Source organism: Streptomyces sp. Edi2 (assembly GCF_040253635.1).
Lineage (GTDB): Bacteria > Actinomycetota > Actinomycetes > Streptomycetales > Streptomycetaceae > Streptomyces.
This window is the reverse complement of sequence record NZ_JBEJGX010000001.1, coordinates 23,182-38,313: the sequence shown is the minus strand read 5'-3', so window position 1 is coordinate 38,313 and position 15,132 is coordinate 23,182. Positions and strand designations below refer to the sequence as shown.

17 protein-coding genes are annotated in these 15,132 nt (G+C 73.0%); 5 read left to right on the top strand and 12 right to left on the bottom strand.

What is annotated here, in order from left to right:
* Positions 1–50 precede the first annotated feature (50 nt).
* Positions 51–254, top strand: a complete 204-nt coding sequence (locus ABR737_RS00260; protein ID WP_350248091.1) for a hypothetical protein — start codon at positions 51–53, stop codon at positions 252–254.
* Between the two features lie 40 nt (positions 255–294).
* On the opposite strand, the gene ABR737_RS00255 is transcribed toward ABR737_RS00260, so the two are convergent.
* The 4 genes from ABR737_RS00255 to ABR737_RS00240 all read right to left on the bottom strand — a co-directional run bounded on the left by ABR737_RS00255 (position 295) and on the right by ABR737_RS00240 (position 3,908).
* Positions 295–684 (bottom strand): hypothetical protein, encoded by a 390-nt coding sequence (locus tag ABR737_RS00255; RefSeq protein WP_350248089.1) that lies wholly within the window; start codon positions 682–684, stop codon positions 295–297.
* A 371-nt stretch (positions 685–1,055) separates the two neighbouring features.
* On the bottom strand, positions 1,056–2,978 hold the full coding sequence (locus ABR737_RS00250) for a hypothetical protein (protein WP_350248087.1): 1,923 nt from the start codon (positions 2,976–2,978) through the stop codon (positions 1,056–1,058).
* Between the two features lie 101 nt (positions 2,979–3,079).
* Positions 3,080–3,286, bottom strand: a complete 207-nt coding sequence (locus tag ABR737_RS00245; protein WP_350248086.1) for a hypothetical protein — start codon at positions 3,284–3,286, stop codon at positions 3,080–3,082.
* 112 nt (positions 3,287–3,398) lie between these two features.
* Positions 3,399–3,908, bottom strand: coding sequence for a hypothetical protein (locus tag ABR737_RS00240; protein ID WP_350248085.1), 510 nt, complete (start codon positions 3,906–3,908; stop codon positions 3,399–3,401).
* A 1,044-nt stretch (positions 3,909–4,952) separates the two neighbouring features.
* Here ABR737_RS00240 and ABR737_RS00235 point away from each other — a divergent pair.
* Both ABR737_RS00235 and ABR737_RS00230 read left to right on the top strand, forming a co-directional pair.
* Positions 4,953–5,201 carry a hypothetical protein gene (locus ABR737_RS00235; RefSeq protein ID WP_350248084.1) on the top strand — a complete coding sequence of 83 codons (249 nt, stop codon included), beginning with the start codon at positions 4,953–4,955 and terminating at the stop codon, positions 5,199–5,201.
* Positions 5,202–5,525: 324 nt separating this feature from the next.
* On the top strand, positions 5,526–6,101 hold the full coding sequence (locus ABR737_RS00230) for an endonuclease domain-containing protein (protein WP_350248082.1): 576 nt from the start codon (positions 5,526–5,528) through the stop codon (positions 6,099–6,101).
* An 802-nt stretch (positions 6,102–6,903) separates the two neighbouring features.
* On the opposite strand, the gene ABR737_RS00225 is transcribed toward ABR737_RS00230, so the two are convergent.
* Positions 6,904–7,626 carry a hypothetical protein gene (locus ABR737_RS00225; protein WP_350248081.1) on the bottom strand — a complete coding sequence of 241 codons (723 nt, stop codon included), beginning with the start codon at positions 7,624–7,626 and terminating at the stop codon, positions 6,904–6,906.
* A 264-nt stretch (positions 7,627–7,890) separates the two neighbouring features.
* Positions 7,891–8,067 (bottom strand): hypothetical protein, encoded by a 177-nt coding sequence (locus ABR737_RS00220; protein WP_350248079.1) that lies wholly within the window; start codon positions 8,065–8,067, stop codon positions 7,891–7,893.
* 1,377 nt (positions 8,068–9,444) lie between these two features.
* Here ABR737_RS00220 and ABR737_RS00215 point away from each other — a divergent pair.
* Positions 9,445–10,026: a hypothetical protein gene (locus ABR737_RS00215; protein ID WP_350248077.1), complete on the top strand. Its 582-nt coding sequence runs from the start codon at positions 9,445–9,447 to the stop codon at positions 10,024–10,026.
* 573 nt (positions 10,027–10,599) lie between these two features.
* Positions 10,600–11,310 (top strand): GNAT family N-acetyltransferase, encoded by a 711-nt coding sequence (locus ABR737_RS00210; RefSeq protein WP_350248075.1) that lies wholly within the window; start codon positions 10,600–10,602, stop codon positions 11,308–11,310.
* Between the two features lie 123 nt (positions 11,311–11,433).
* Here the strand turns inward: ABR737_RS00210 and ABR737_RS00205 are convergent, their stop codons facing one another.
* The 6 genes from ABR737_RS00205 to ABR737_RS00180 all read right to left on the bottom strand — a co-directional run bounded on the left by ABR737_RS00205 (position 11,434) and on the right by ABR737_RS00180 (position 15,127).
* Positions 11,434–12,144, bottom strand: coding sequence for a TniQ family protein (locus ABR737_RS00205; RefSeq protein ID WP_350248073.1), 711 nt, complete (start codon positions 12,142–12,144; stop codon positions 11,434–11,436).
* Positions 12,145–12,632: 488 nt separating this feature from the next.
* Positions 12,633–13,163, bottom strand: a complete 531-nt coding sequence (locus ABR737_RS00200; RefSeq protein ID WP_350248071.1) for a hypothetical protein — start codon at positions 13,161–13,163, stop codon at positions 12,633–12,635.
* Between the two features lie 225 nt (positions 13,164–13,388).
* The gene (locus ABR737_RS00195; protein WP_350248070.1) at positions 13,389–13,559 is read right to left on the bottom strand and encodes a hypothetical protein; all 171 of its coding nucleotides are present in this window, start codon (positions 13,557–13,559) and stop codon (positions 13,389–13,391) included.
* A 15-nt stretch (positions 13,560–13,574) separates the two neighbouring features.
* The gene (locus ABR737_RS00190; RefSeq protein ID WP_350248069.1) at positions 13,575–13,868 is read right to left on the bottom strand and encodes a hypothetical protein; all 294 of its coding nucleotides are present in this window, start codon (positions 13,866–13,868) and stop codon (positions 13,575–13,577) included.
* Positions 13,869–14,111: 243 nt separating this feature from the next.
* Positions 14,112–14,507, bottom strand: a complete 396-nt coding sequence (locus tag ABR737_RS00185; protein ID WP_350248067.1) for a DUF6205 family protein — start codon at positions 14,505–14,507, stop codon at positions 14,112–14,114.
* A gap of 119 nt (positions 14,508–14,626) precedes the next feature.
* Positions 14,627–15,127, bottom strand: a complete 501-nt coding sequence (locus tag ABR737_RS00180) for a hypothetical protein (RefSeq protein ID WP_350248065.1) — start codon at positions 15,125–15,127, stop codon at positions 14,627–14,629.
* Between the last annotated feature and the right edge of the window lie 5 nt (positions 15,128–15,132).

Genomic DNA, 15,132 nt, shown 5'->3' with positions numbered 1-15,132 from the left:
GCTGGGGGCTTCGGTGGCCGACTCGGCATCTCCAGCGCGCTGGGCGCACCGTGGTCCTCGATGAGGAGGAGGTCGGCCAACTGGCCGCTGCCGTGCTCCTGCGCCGTCTCGGCCTCGCGCCTGCCGCCGGGCCGCGGCCGAACTGGCCCGCAGCGCCCCGCGATGCTCCGTCCCGTGCCCGCGCCGTCGCGCGCACCGGGTTCTGGCTCGGCACCGTGCTGGATGTCCGGCCCGTGCCGCGGACGCCCTGCTGAGCCCTTGCCGGGCGTCCGCGCGGCGTCGGAGCGGGGAGCGTCATGGTGCCGGCCGGGACCCTGGGCGTGAGCGGGCCGCGGTGATCGCCAGATCCGTTTCCGTACGGGTGATGAGGGCGAGGGCGGCTGTGGTGCGGGGGGCCTGCTCGTGGAGGGCGGCCCACACCCGGATGTGGGCCGCCAGCCGCGGGTCCTGCAGTGCCGTGTCCGGCTCCGCCAGGGACAGCTCGTAAACGGAGGCGGGGTCTGCGAAGTTCGTCAGGTGCCAGAGCTGTTCGGCGGTCGTGGGGTCGCCGTTGCGGGCGGTCTCGAGCGCGGCAGCGACGGCCGGCGGGTGTTCACCGTCGGGGTCGTCCAGGATGGTCTCCACCACGAGGTGGAGGTCGTGGGGATCGGCGAGTACTGCTTCGCCGAAGTCGAGACCGAGCACAAGGACCACTTCCTCGGGCGATCGCGGGGATGCTGCCGGGGCGGGAGCGGGAGCGGCGGGCACCGCGGTTCGCCCCTGTGCTGGGAAACGAGGCTCAGTGGCAGTGGTCACGGAGCCGGGCGCAGCGGCCGCGGGGCAGGCCCGTTGCCGGCCCGCTTCGTCGGCCTGGCCTTCGGCGGCCGCCGCGACCGTGCCCAGGCGTCCCGGAGGCCGTCGCGGCGGGGCGGTGCTGGACGGATAGGTGGGGCGGGGAGTGCCCCGCGATGCGGCGTCCCCGCCCTGGCTGGGTGGCTGGGTGGGCTGGTGTCAGCGGGCGGTTTCGTGGCCGGGTGGGGGCAGGAAGGCGTTCAGGGCCGCTCCGCTGATGCGGGTCAACGCTGGCCTCTTCCCTGCTCCGGCTGGGTAGTGCCGGCGTCGGCGGTGCTGAACTCGGCGGTCAGGGCTGGGGCGAGGAGCGGGGCGGCCGGGCTGACCTCCCATGTCATGGTGTGGTTCATGCGACGGGTGCCAGGAGGGTCGTCCGGGTGCTGCGGTCGGTTGCGCAGCAGGCCGTAGCGGACGGCGACGCGGCGCAGGATCAGCGCCCCATTGGAGGTGGAGCGTGGTCCGCCCAGGGCCTGCGCGATGCCGAGGGTGTCGGGGAGCACGTCGCCGGGCCTGGCGGCGTCGGTGGCAAGCAGAGCAAGGAGTTGGTGGGCCAGGGCGGTGGCCAGCTCGTCGGTGGTGCGGGCGGCGGGCGCGCGGGAGAACAGGCTGGGTGTGAGCTCGTGCCGTCGGGGCTCCGGCTGTGGGGCGGGTGTGTCACCGTCAGACGGGGAAAGGGGCCCGGGCCGGGCGGGCGGCGTCAGTGCGACGGCGGCGGCGTGATGGTCGCCCGGGGCGGCTGCAGGGGCGGGCAACGCGGCCAGATGGCGACGCAGTTGCCGGCTTGCGGTGGCGCGCAGCGCGGGGTCGGTGGCCTCGCGCTGGCCGGGGAGTTCGGCCGGGTGCATTCGGGGGTGGAGGTGGAGGAGGTGTTCCAGGGGCCGGTCGGCGGCGGCCAGCGGCTGACGGGGACAGGGGGCGGGCGGGCAGGCGGCGGTGCACTGCACCCGGTAGATCAAGTCGGTCTCGATCTCGTACTCCTCCCACTCCTCGAGGCCATCCCGGTCGAGGTGGAAGACCAGCCGGCCGTGCCCGTCCAGCGGAACGAGCTGGACCCGGTACGGGTCGCTGCTGGGGATCTGCCGAAGGCCCGGTACGCCCTGCAGCGTCCCGGTGTCCGCCAGGGTCGGCAGGAGACGGTGGCGGACGTACGGGAAGAACCAGCCGGTCATGGACAGGTGGAGGCAGGACGGACCGGCCAGGGCATGCGTGATCTCAAGAAACCGGGCGGGATCGTCGACGACCTGGACGTGCTCGGCCAGGGCCAGGAGCAGTTCGTACTCCAGGCGCTGCTGCCCTGCGCACGCCGCCGCCCAGGGCCGGGGCGGGACGTCGGTGTGCTGCTTCCAGTCACCTGCCGCGTGCCCTGCGGCCAGGATGAGGAGCGCGTCCTGCTCCTGCCGGTGGGCGGCAGCCTCTTCACCGCCCACCGCGGCGGGCGTCGGGGCGGGGCAATTGGCGTGCCGGGTGGGGGCGAGCGTGATCGGCGGGGCAGGGGGAGGGGGGTGCTCGCAGCCGGTCAGGCGGGGCCAGCGGCCCAGCACGCTGCGCAGGGCCCGACTGGCTTCCTCGGCCTCTTCGCTGGTGCCAGGGGCGGACCGCCGTCCGGCATCCTCGACGGGATCCAGCCCCTCCGTGAGGAGAAGCTCCCAGCTGCTGAGAGCCCCGGGGCCGCGCGGGCCCACGGCCGGGACCGCGGGCACGGGGGGTTCCTCGAAGTGCAGGACGAGCCTGCCGTGACCGCCCCACAACGCGAGCTCGACGAGCCGGCCGTCGCGCGCGGTCTGCCGCAGACCCGCGAGGCCCTCCAGCTCCCCTCCGGGCCCGTCCGGGGTGATGCGGGGCGCCAGCGCCTCAGCGAGGGCGCCGGCGCCCGCGGCGGGCATCTTCAGGTGGAGACAGCCCCAGCCGGCCACGACCCCCGTGACATGGGCGAGGAAATCGGTCGCCCCGGGGTGCGCTGCGCCGGTCAGAAAGGGCAGGAGCCGCTGCTCCAGCTGCTGCTGGCCAAAGCACCCCGCGGGCTCGGGCCCCCGGCGCCGCCCCGGCGCAGCAGCGGGCTCGGCCATGCCGCCAGTCTGCGGGGGTTCGTCCGGGTGCAGTTCCGAGGCGTCGGTGCGGTCCGGGACGGCAGGGCGGGCGGTGCTCATCACCCTCTCCTTGTACACGCCCGCCCCGGGGAGGCGCGCGGTTTTCGCCAAGGCCGCTCCACGAGCGCCCGCTAATCTGGGGTGTCCGAGTCGGCCGCGGGCTAGTGCCAGACCTCGGGTCCGCCGCCCTGCCATTCGATCAGCTTGTGGTTGTCGAGCGCGATGACGCTGTCTTCGATGCCTGCCTGGCGCAGGATGTCGACGACGTCGGCGGGGCTGTAGGCCACGCCGAGCACGACGTTGCCGAGGATCACCGGCCGCCCTCCCTCGCTGGAGGGCGCAAGCACCTGCACAGGAGCATCTTTCATCACGGCTCCACTCTCCACCACCACGTCTGCCGCCGCCCCGCTGCCACGGCCGGTCCGGGCCGTGGCGGTGAGGTGAGGTGCGGGCCTGGGCGTGGTGTTGGCTCTGCCCGGCTCACCGCGGCCGGCGCCGCATCTTCCTTCTGCCGTCGGCCGGGTAGGCGTGGGCGCTCCACCAGCTTTCGATGTCCCCCAGGCCGGACAGGTCCGGCTCCGGCAGGCCGGGGGCCACCACCGCCTTCGCGTCTTCGGGCACCAGCTCGACCTTGATGCTGCCCGCGTCCGATCCGAGGTCGAACGTCCGCAGGGCCTCCAGCGCTGTGGCCTGGCTGTCGCAGACCGGGAGGTGAACGGCGAATACGCGGGGGTCGCCCCCGTTGTGTGCTCCCGCGCGGATCACCAGACCGATCGCCTCGGCGAAGTTTTCCAGGCTCCCCACCGTGATCCGGTAGTAGGGGCCGTCCTCTTCTGTGTGATCGCCGCATCGCAGAGGTTGTACGGCTTGCGGGCGGCAGGTTTCGCACTGGGCGCCTTCGGCCGCCACACGTACCCGGTCGCACGACGCGCACAGCCAGGAGCCGCACCCCTTGCAGCGGTTGGGGGCGGGGTAGCGCGTGGAGCGCATCCCCACTTCGTCGGGCAGTTGCTCGTCGCACCAGCACGCCGCGATCCGCGCGCGCCGTTCGGCTGCGGCCTCGGCAGCGCGGCGCTGGCGTTCCGGCTCTCCCTCGGCCCAGAGCCTCGCCTGTTCCGCGCTCCTGAGTCCCCGCGCTCGGGTGCAGGTCTCGCGTTCCTCTTCGCTGAGGTGGATCCAGCAGGAAGCAACGGGCTGCGGCTGGCCGGGGATTGCGGGCCAGTCGGTGGGCCTGCTTTGACATCGGCGCGCCGTGGTCTTCGTCCTGCGGATACACGTCGCCTCCTCCACCGGCCCGGGAGGCATAGCGGGGGAAGGGAATGCCCGCGGCCCCTCCGACCCCTCTGGCCCCTGCGACTGCTGCGGGACGCAGCACACGCTGCAGCGGGCCTCTGCGCCTGTTACGGGTCTGTCGCCGCAGCCCGCGCACAGCCATGTGTTGCATGCCGAGCAGCGGTACTGGGAGCCGTGGGTCAGCGAGTACCGGCCGATCGAGTCCGGGACCGACCCGCAGACCGTGCGCAGCGCGCACAAGGGGCAGAGGTTCGGTCGTGTCGGTGGTGGTGGAGCGTCGGTGTGCGGCATCCGGCCATCATGCCCACCCGGCGGTGGCCCTGCCGGCGGTCGAGGTCGGCCGGCGCCGAGGCGGACGCTCCAACAGCGCGGCCCGGCCGGAAGGAGCCGCCGGCCGGGCCACGTGTGTTCGCGGGGGACGTGAACACCCCTTTCAAACGACGAAGCAGGGTTCAGGGAAACGGCCGTTGCGCGCCGCGGGTCCCGCCGTCCGGTGCCTGCACAGGCGGAGTTCGGTGCTGTGAGGGTGTTGCCGGCCGGGCAACACCTGCGCGTCCGGATGCCGGCGAGCCGGACGCTGGCCTGGACCTTGGCTGCCGGCCCCGACTTCCGCCGCTGTTCTCCTCGCCTGCGGCGCGCGGTACCGCCGTGTGCCCGGGGCCTGCGCCGGCTGAGGCCACCGGTCTCACCTGCACGCCGGCAGTCCCGTGTCCACAGGCCGGTGGCCCGAGGCTGCACCGCATGACGGTCTCTTCGAATGTCTCCGTGCCCGCAAGCGTCCCGGCGGTGCACCGCGCCGCCTTCCCCTGCCCGGTCTGTTTCCCCGCTGCGGCCGCGGACCGGATACGCGAGGACTCGTGCGTGGGCCGGTGCGTGCCTGTGCACGCGGACAGCGACTCCTGCCTCAACTGCCAGGAATGGCTGTGCGTCGGGTGCGGCAGGCATCCCGTGGAGGGCGTGCCGACGCTGTGCCCGATGTGCTGCGAGTGACCGGTGAACGGCTCGATGCCCGCGGCGGGCGGGGTACGGGGGCGTCTGGCCGGTCTGCGGGGGTGGGCGCGAGGGGTGAGGCCGGCCCGCGGCGCCCCGGCAGCCGTGCCGGGCGAGGGGACGGCGCCTGCCTCCGCGCCCGGCCCTGCCTCCGCGCCCGGCCCTGCCGCTGTTGCCGGTGACGCAGCCGGCGGGCGCCGGCCCGCTCCGAGCCCAGGAGCGCCGCCGGCACCGATCTCGCATGGCGCCCGGGCCGTTGCGGTGCCGGTGGTGCCCCGTGCCCGGTGGAAGGCCCGCCGCACTCCGCCGCTCCTGTACGCGCGGATGTCCCACAGTGAGCGGGCCGCCTACCGCGACCGCCACCCGCAGTGCCAGCTGTGCCGGCGCCGCCCGACGGCCGCCGTCGACCACGACGCGGTCACGGGGCAGGTGCGCGGCGCGGTGTGCCGCAGCTGCAACAGCTGGCTGGGGTCGATGGAGGCGGCGCTGCGCGTCCCCAAACGCGCGAGGCAGCAGCAGGCGGCCTACCTGCACTGGAGGTTCGAGGCCCGCGGCACGGCCACGCTGGCCCACTACGCGGGCGAGTTGTCGTATCTGGGGAAGAGCGTCAAGGAGTTCGCCGACGGGCTGCTCGCGGTGCGCCGGCTGCTGGTGGTGCCGTGCGTGTACTGGACCGATCAGGTCGCAGCGCCTCGCGGTGAGACCCGGTGGACGAAGACCGGGCCCCTGACGGACGCGGAGGAGGCCGACCGGCACCATCGCCGTCTGCAAAGCGCCCAGGCAGCCGCAGTTGTCGTCACCGCGTTCGAGCCGGACGACGGCGTGAACAGCCCGTCCCCCCGGGGCCTGGTCAAGCCCTTCACCGGCAGCCCCCGGTACCACCACGGCAGCCGGCGCTGACCCGGGCCGCGGTGGCCCGGCCGCGGTCACCCCGCCCGCCGACGGCCGGCCGGGGTGAAGCGGTCCCGGGCTGCGGCCGGGGCGGGAATGACCGAAGGATGAGCGACGACCCACCGACGAGCCTGTGCCGGCACCGCGCCCGGAGCCGGCGCGGAGCTGCGCGCGCTGGCAGCGTCGCGCCGACTGGCCGCGGACGACCCGGTGTTCACCGCCCCCGGGTTGCCGGGAGCCCTGCGCCTGCAGCTGGTCACCGCGCCCGGTCGCCGTGACCACCCAGCCCCGCAGGGAGGGATGGGGAGTGTTGCTGCTGGCCGCCCGCGTCGGCCCGCCTGCCGGCCGGCGTGGTGCCGGGGAGTTGCTGCTCGCTGCCGTTCGCCGTACCGCTGGAGGTCCGCCGGCCCTCGGTTCGCGCGCCGACCGCACAGGTCGTCGAACTGCGGCCGGTCTGCCGGGCCTGAGCGACGGTGCGTATCGCACAGCGGTGTTCGGGACGGCCGCAGCCGGCTCGGCGTGCCCGCGGCCGCGCGGCCTGTCGTCGTCCGTGCGCGCCAGCGCCACGCGCGCGGGCGCCTGGCTGGGCGGAGCGGCGGCCGAGGGGGCGACCGCCGCGGCGACTGTCGCCGGAGGCAGGGCCGGGCGGCCGTCGGCCCGCACGCTGACGTACGCCGTGTCGAGGAGGAGAACCAGCGGGACCAGCAGGGCGGGACGGCGGCGCATCTGCCCACCGTGGCGCAGGTGACGCGGCGCGGCGACACGATCACCTCCACCTGGACGGGTGACGGCACGGGCCGGGGCAGGCGGCTCAGTCGAAGTCGCTCAGCAGGTGAGGCGTGAACCCGGTCCTGCCCTCTCGGCGGGCGACCTTGTCCAGCACCCTCGTCCAGTCGAGGTCGACCTGCTCCTCGACCGTGAGCCCGACGCGGCTGCGGCGAGCCAGCCGGTCTACTACCTGGCCCTGGCTCTGCTCCTGGTCGGCCGCCTGCCACAGATGCAGAACATCCTCGACGTCACCCCCGTCGCCCCCCAGGGCGCGCACGAGGGCCTGCACCGTGTCCCAGCGCGTCAGGACGGCTCCGCTCAGGACGGTGCGCACCGTGGGGGCGGCCGGGTGGCCCGTCGCCGCCTCGACCTGCCGGGCGAGGTCCTCGGCCGAAGGCCAGTCCGCCAGGGCCTGGAGGCCGCGGAGGTGGTCGGCGAGGGCCCGCCGCGCGGGGTAGAGGTCGGGGGGCGGCAGGCAGGAGGGGCAGTATGGCCGCAGATGCCCTTCGCCGGCGTCGGCCGTCAGCGCGCAGATGTTGGTGGCAACACCGCACCGGTGGCACAGCCAGTTGATGTCCGGCGCGGTGCGCGGCAGAGGCTCGCCCCTGCGGAAGGTCATCACGGTGACCTCGGTGGGCACGGCCGCCCCGGCGGCGGTGACGGCGGGGGTACCGCGCCGGGCCTGGGTGTACTTGGTGCCGGTGCGCTCCTTGCGGGCGCGGGCGCGGGCGCGGGACTTCGGGCCGCTGGCTCCGCTCTTGGTCATGACAGCTCCGTCACGGGACCCCACGCATCCCGCCGGGCTCGGACGCCATCAGCGCGGGCAGGGTGCACTGCGTTCCGCGGGCCCGCGCCGGGAGCACCCGGGGGTCCTTGGCCACCGTCCGGCAGCGTGGGAGCCGGACGTCTCGTGACGTGCGGCGTGCGCGTCCTGCCGCTGGTCGGCAGCCTACCGCCTCACGAACCCCTGATGTCACCGGAAAGTTGACAGCCCGACCGCGGGCGCCGTGCGGGGCCGCCGCCCGTCAGCTCAGGGTCGAGACCACGGCCAGGGCCTGCCCGAGGCGATCTGGTCTCCGATCGCGTCCACGTCGCCGGTCGCCGCGGTGAAGCGGTAGAGCTGGCCGGCCTCCTGCGCCGCCTCACGCCAGGCCGCGGTGGCGGGCAGGGTCCCGTCGTACCAGGCGGCCCCGTCGGGCTGCCGCACGAGCTGATGCTCCCCCTCCAGCCGGGCCTCCCAGCCGGGGCCCTGGCGCCCGCGTTGTTCGACGTCGAGGGCGACCGCGGCCTGGCCCAGCCGAAGCCGTCCGGAGCGAAGCGATGCCGACTGCCGGCACCCGGGGTGACACCCGGCCGCCACTCCCTCCGGCACGCCACAGGGCGTTCTCGGTGGCCGCGCCACGGCTGCCGCTCCTGGTCCTCTGTGTCCGGCGCCGCGACCGGGGCTCTGTTCCTGTGCAGCGGGTGGGTGGCCGGCGAGGGCGGGTGAGCATGTGAACGCCCCCGGCCGGGCGGTCGGGGGCGTCGTGTTCGTCTCCGGGCGAGCGGAGGGTTCTGCAGAACGTGCCCTATTGGTCTGGGCAGCTCGGGTTCATCCCCGGGCGAGCGGGGTGTGATCTGAACGTACGACTGGTGGGGGCCTGGTGCGCGGCGACACGCGGCAGTCGCTGGCCGGCTCCCCTCTTCTGGCTCTCGCCGGCGGCCTACGTTCGCCCGGCGCACAGTGTCTGCCGTCCGCGCCCTCGTCGACGCCCTGCTTCTTTCCCTCGCGGCCGCAGGCCGGCCGACGATTTCGGACACTTCGCCGGCACCGCCGGGCACCTGGTGGGCCCGTGGCCCGCGGTGCCGAGGACGCCGGCGCCTGCGCTGAGCGGGCCGGTGCCGCTGCGCCCCGGTGGTGCCGGCCGCCGGCGGTGAGGCTGTGCACCTGCTGACGGAGGACCGCGCGCACCTGGCGGCCGGCTCCCGGCCATGGTCGCTGAGCTGGAAGCGGCCGCCGGCGGCCTGCGGTGGTCCTCTTCGCGGGCGGGCGTGCTTCGGTCCCTGGGCCGGCGGGGCGTTCTTTCCGGCCGCCGCTGTACGGGGCTTGACCGTGGTGGCGATGCGGTCGGCGCCCTGGCCCAGCTGGGCCAGGTCGAGTTCGCCGCGCTGCTGGAAGCCGTCGGCTCTCGGTGTGCGCTGACCGCACGGGTCGTCGAACTGTGGCCCGGTTTGCCGGGCCTGAGTGACTACGCGCGCCGTATCGGAGCGAGGCAGGAGAGCCTCGGCGGAGGGAGAACTGGCGTGATCCTTTCGACTGCGCGTCGGCGGCGCCGTCCGGCGCGCACATGAGCTGAACGCCCCGTACGCGGACAACGCCACCGCCGCCGGCGGACGGTAGAGCCGGGCGGCCGGGCCGGTATCCTGCCCGCAGGGCTGATGCCCTGGGCTTCGCCGACGCCCACACCGCACCCGGACACCCACACTGCCCGGAACACTGGTGGAAGGTCTTCCGGGATCAACGACCGCTTGACGAACACCTTGACGACCCATCGAGCCGGGTTGCCGTGTGGGGGCGAGGACCCGGTGCCGAGAGGACCCGTCCATGACCAAACGCACCACCGAGCAGCAGCGCGCCCGCGAACTCCAGCGCACCGCACGCGAGCAGGGCACACACTTCAGCTACCACGAAGCCCTCAACTGGGTACGCGCCACCGCCGAGGCGCAGGCGGAGAATCCGGGCAAGATTGCCGTCTGCGCGCCGCACGCGGCCTGCATCATGATCTTCGATGCGGACGAGGACCCCGAGTACATCCGTGAGTCGATCACGCCGATTCCCGCAGCCGAAGTCGAGCTCTCCAACGAGCTGTTCCAGCGGAGAAACGCTCTGATGCGCGACCACTCCAAGGCACAGCTCGTAGCCATGATCCGCAGCAGGTGGGGTGTTCCGATCGCGGATCTCGTGCGCTGGACCAAGCAGGAGCTCGCCAATGATCTTGTGGACGGCGAGGACAGCCGCGAGCGCTACGAGGCGTACGGGCGGGTGGCGCTGATCAACGGCAGGCCGGCGCGCGACTCACGACCTCTTTGCGGAGGCGTCGACTGCTTCGGCCACGACAGCGCGACGCCCTGGCCGCAAACCCGCGCGCGCTTCCGCGCCCAAGGGCCCTGCATCGACGACCAGTAGCTTCCACTGGTCACCAACCGGCCCGCCGCCGTTCTCGTTCCGGGACACTGAAGGCGCCCCGGAAGCTCGAAGCCGCCTGCACGCCCGCTCGCGGCTGGAACCTCGACCAACCCGACGACAGCGGGGCCGGGCCGGATCCTGTCCGGCCCCGCTGGTCGTTCCCGGCTGCTCACCGGCTGAGGCGAGTGCGCGGCCCCCACGCGAACTCGAGGTCGCCCAGCAGCGGCGGAGAGTTGTTCGTACGCGGCGAGGGCCCGGCGAGCTGCGCCCGGCCGGCTCCCGTTCAGGCGATCGCGGGGTGATCCGGGGTGTGTCCGTTCCCTCGCCGGTGTAGCGCATCGGGCCTCGCCCGTCTCACCCCGCTCCGTACGGCCGGGTGTCGGAGCCCGCTCCGGCCGAAGACGGCCGGCCGCTACTCGCCGCCGCCGTGCCGGTGGCCGGGGCGCCCGGCGCGGCGGTGGGGGACTTCGTACCGGAACCCGCCGGCCGGTGTGGCGCTGAACTGTGCTTGCTGCTCCCGCGGTTCACCCGGGGCGTGGCGCTCCTCGCCGGGCCCGGGGGAGGATGAGGGGTATGGGACGAGCCTCTCGACGACGTGCTGAACGCCGCAACACACAGCAGGCGGCGCCTCGGCCTGATGCCGCTGCTGGTGGTGTGGTGCTGGGGGAGCGGTATCTCATCCGCCCGGCCACTGCGGACGACGACCCCGAGGTGGTGCGGGCGCTGCTGGAGCCGGTCGACTTCATGGACGCGGCGATGCCCGGGCAGATCGTCGAGCGGATGCGTACCGGCTTGCGGCTGCCGCCCCAGTTCGGCACCGCGAACCTGCTCCTGGCTCAGGAACACCCGGCGGGGCCGGTGGTCGGTCTCGCTCACGCGATCCCTCCGGTGCAGTGGCTGATGGCGATGGAGGCGGGGCTGGGCCGGCAGTTGTGCCTGCAGTTGTCGAGGTCGCTCGTCGAGCTGGAGGCGGTGTCGGTGGCCGACAGCGCCCGCGGCCAGGGCCTGGGCCACCAGCTCGTCGACGCCCTGGTCCGCTCCTACACCCTCCAGGGCTACGAGGCGGTGCTCGGCGGCATCCACGCCCACAAGCCGCATCTGGCGCCGTACTACGAGGCCGACGGCTTCCATGTCCTGCCGCCCGGGGCGCCGCTCGACCTGCAGCTGCCCGTCGGCCGGATCCGGTTCCCGGCGGAGCCGTCGATGCGGCACCTGGTGCGCCCGCTCGTCCCGCGGGTGTCGTATGGGGCCGGCGTCCTCACCGGCCTGCTCGCCGGCCGGTGACACCCCGGTCCGCGTCCTGCGTATGCCGTCGGCGGTCCGGCCGCTGGGCCCGACCCGCCGACGGCTCAGGCAGGCTCTGCGGTCTCGGGCCGCGGTGGTCTGTCGGTCTGTCGGGCCGGCGGGTTACTTGTGCGGCGGTGTGTCTGTGTTGGTGTTCTGCTCGATGCCGAGGGCCTTGGCGACCTCGTCGAAGACGTCGGGGTCGATGGGTGGTGTGGCGGTATCGGTCGGCCAGTTGAGATCGACGATGACTGGGCGGTAGGGGGCTGGGCGCAGTTCGTTGCTGGGCAGGTCGAACGGGAGGGGCTGCGGTCCGCTCGTTTCGGCGAGGAGCCGTGCGAGGTCACGCGTGTCCGTACTGGTTTTGCCTTCGCCGCCGCGGCGGAAGCTCTTGGCGTTGACGATGGCGTTCCCCTCGACCGTGCGCCGTACGGCCTCCTCGTCGGGGTGAGCGGTGCGGGGTGCGGCGAGGGTGTGGGCCTGGTCCGGGGTCATGCCGGTGGCCGCGGTCAGGGCCCGTACGGTGTGGTCGGGCAGCCGGCCGCGGGTGAGTTCGTCCAGGCGCTGGGTGGCGGAGGTGCCGGGCTTGAGGCCGAGGAGTTCCATGGCTTGGTGCCGCTGGACGCCGGCCGCTGCGGCGACGCGCTTGATGTAGTCGGCCAGCGTTTCGGTGGGGCGGGGCAGGGGAGCGGCGGGGATCCGGGGCGGGAGGTCCTGCTGCAGGCCGGTGCGGGCGGCGACGGCCTGGCGGGCCTGGTCCAGGGTGATGCCGGGGTGGGCCCGCTTGTACGCGCGCACTGCGCGGTCCTGCTGCCTGTTGCGGCGATGGGTCATGGCGTCTCACGTCCTTGTCGGCCTGCTGCCCCACACGCGCCGGCCGGTCCAGGAAGGAGGGCATGACGAAGCTGCTCGCGCGAGTCTCAGACGTCTGCGGTCCCCTCCGACGGTGTGGGCGTCGAGGTTGTGGACCGGGCGCGGCGCGGTTGCCCGATGGTGCTCCGCCATCGTAGCGGCCGCATTGGACATCCAGAGAGGGAGCCCGCCGCGGCTCTGCCTGGATGCTGCACTATCCGGCTGACCCGCGCGCCCGAGGCCGAAGGCCCCGCCGCGCGTCACCCCACGGTGTCCCTGCCGGGTCGGCGGCCGCAGTCGCCGTGCGCCGACGTGGACGGCAACGCCGTTCCACCGGTTCTGGGCCCTGGGTGTCCGGCCGCTGTCTGCGTGGTGTGGTGCGTTGTCGCTGGTAGGAGAGTTGTTCGGGGTTGTTCGGCGGCTCGTTGCCCTAGCTGTGGTGGCAGGACGTTGGTTCCAGTTCCGTGTGGTCACGTTGTGAGGCGCTTGTGACCGGCCGCGGTCGCGGAGACACGCTGGCCGCCTGCGAACCCGTACTCGATGTGGATCAGGCCAGCGTGCTGAAGTGCGGTCCACGTATCGACCGCGGCTCGGTAACCGTCCCGGCTCCCGAGGCGCCAGATGCGGGGGCCGCGGCTGTCGGAGTAGATGAGCGCTGGCTCGTCGAGTTTCGCGATCTTTCGAAGCAGGCACAGTGCCGCGCGCCCGTCGGCGGACGGCTTCGGCCGAGGCTTCTTTTCGCACTGCTGCGTCGCCAGAGCGGCGGCCAACTTCCGGCCGGACTCCGTGACACGCATCGGGCCTGCGTCGTCGTGCTCGTCCCAGCCGGTGACCAACCCCTGCTCGAACAGTGGGCGGAACGAGTTGCGGTTGTAGGCGGTGGTGCCGCGGTCGACCGTGTACCGGCCGCGGGAGAGGTAGCGGATCGAGACAGCGGCGCCCATGTCGTGGCGGGCGATCTCTCGGAGCAGCTTCTGCGAAGCGGGCGTGAGGTTGGTCATGGCGGACGAACTCCTTGTGATGCGACCAGTCAGGCGGTGGGAGTGGTGGTCTTGGCGGCTCGGTAGGCGCGGACTCGGCCTGGCCGTCGAGGAGTAACGGGCCGGGCGGGACGTCAGCGAGAAGGCGGGCCTGACGGTCCAGTGATCGCGGCCGTGGCGTTCGGGTCAGGCCCGTAGGTCGCTCCGTCGTCGTAGATGCCGCTCACGTCGCTCATGTCGTGCTCCTCACTGCTCGGTGGACTCTCGGGCGGCCTCGATCTCGTCCAGGTGGTCGGCCTCGGCCCGGAGCGTGGCGGCCTTCTCCATCCACATCCGCTCGTCATCGGTCCACGGCTGCGGGCGGACGCGAGACTCCAGTTCGGCGGCGCGGGCGCGCAGTTCGGTGGGCGTACTCATGGGGTCAGGTGCTCCTCACTGATCGGTGACGCGGTCGCTGATCTCGGTGGTGTCGAGGGTGATGTTTGCGATCTCGCTCATTCCGATCAGTCGTGCCAGTTGCTGTGCGAGCTGCTGTGCTCCGGCAGCCGCACGGGAGCTGTCGCCTCCGACGGCAGTGATGGCCTGGTGCTCGTCCTCCAGCGCGGCGGCGAGGCGGGTGTAGATGTCGGCGACCTGTTTGGCGTCTCGTGCGAGGGTGGCGCGGCGTGAGGCGAGGTCATTGCGGACAATGCGCGCTGCAAGGCCGTCGATAGGTGTGGTTGCCATCGTCAATCCTCCTACTTCGGGTGGTATGTGCAGGTAGTGGGGGTGATTTCGGTGGTGGCGCCGGCGCCGCGGATGGCCTTTCAGGAGTGAAGTCGAGGGTGATCGCTGTCAGTTGTAGCTGGTCTGGTTTCCCGGCGGCAGGCCGGGAGCCTGGGAACTGGCCGCGGTGCCCGGGGACCGGTAGGCGGCGTTGCCCCGGGGTGAGCGCCTCGCCGGGCTTGAGCAACTGCGCCGGGCGCTTGGTCAGGTGTTGGCGTCGCCTGGCCAGGTCACGGTCGGCTTCACCTCCTCGGCGCGGCCGTTGCGGACGGTGACTCCCCACATGTCGTTCCAGTGGTTGTCACCTATGCACTCCAGGCGTCCGGTGAAGGTGTGGCCGGGGAACTCGTCGATGAGCTCTTGGAGTTCGCCTTCCATGTCGAAGGCGTCGAGACGCTCGACGTCCGCGGAGATCACGCGACGGGCCACCGGTTCGCCCGCTTCCTCCGGCCCCGCCGGCTCTTCTTCGATGCCCAGGCAGATGCACCTTTGGGCCTCCCCGCCGGCCCAAGGGTTGTAGAAGGGCGACTTCTTCAGCGCTGCTCCGCGCAGCGGCGGGTCGATGAGGATCTGTCCCGACACCGCGGTGTAGTAGGTCATGTTCCGTGTCTCCCTTGCTGGAGCTCTCGTTCCTGTCTCGATGTGCCCGCGCTCGCCGGCGGTTGCGCGCCCGCTCGGCGAGCGCATGCGCGGGCAGTACCCGACGGCCTCGTCGCCTATCAGGACGACTGGCTTACGGCGCACTCGACCAAATCGCGAAGGTGGCGCAGGTCTTCCGCGCCGAGTCGAATCTCCCCGTTACGTGCAGGGATCGTGCGCTGCCACAGTCCGGTTGCGCAGACCGCGGCAGCGATCTCGTCGAGAAGGCTCTGCGCGTCGTTGCTGACCACGAACTCGGTCTTCAGCTCGCCTGCAAAGCTTCTGACCTGGAAGACCACGCTCTGCCACTCCGCGCCGCGCAATTCGGCGGTGATGTAGCCGCGCATACCGGCTTGCGTTCCCGGCAGGTAGCACGTGCCACCAACAAGGGCCTCGGTGGCCCCAACGGGTGCGAAGGCGCGTCCGCCGTGCGTCCAGGTGACCTCGCGCCCCTGGAGTCCTTGACGGGTCTCCTCCGGCCCAACGCGCGACACACGGCCACTCCAGCCCAGGCCGTCAACAATGACCGCCGCGCTGCGTCCCACGAGCGAGTCGAGCATGGCCAGTTCCATCACCTTCATGAGTT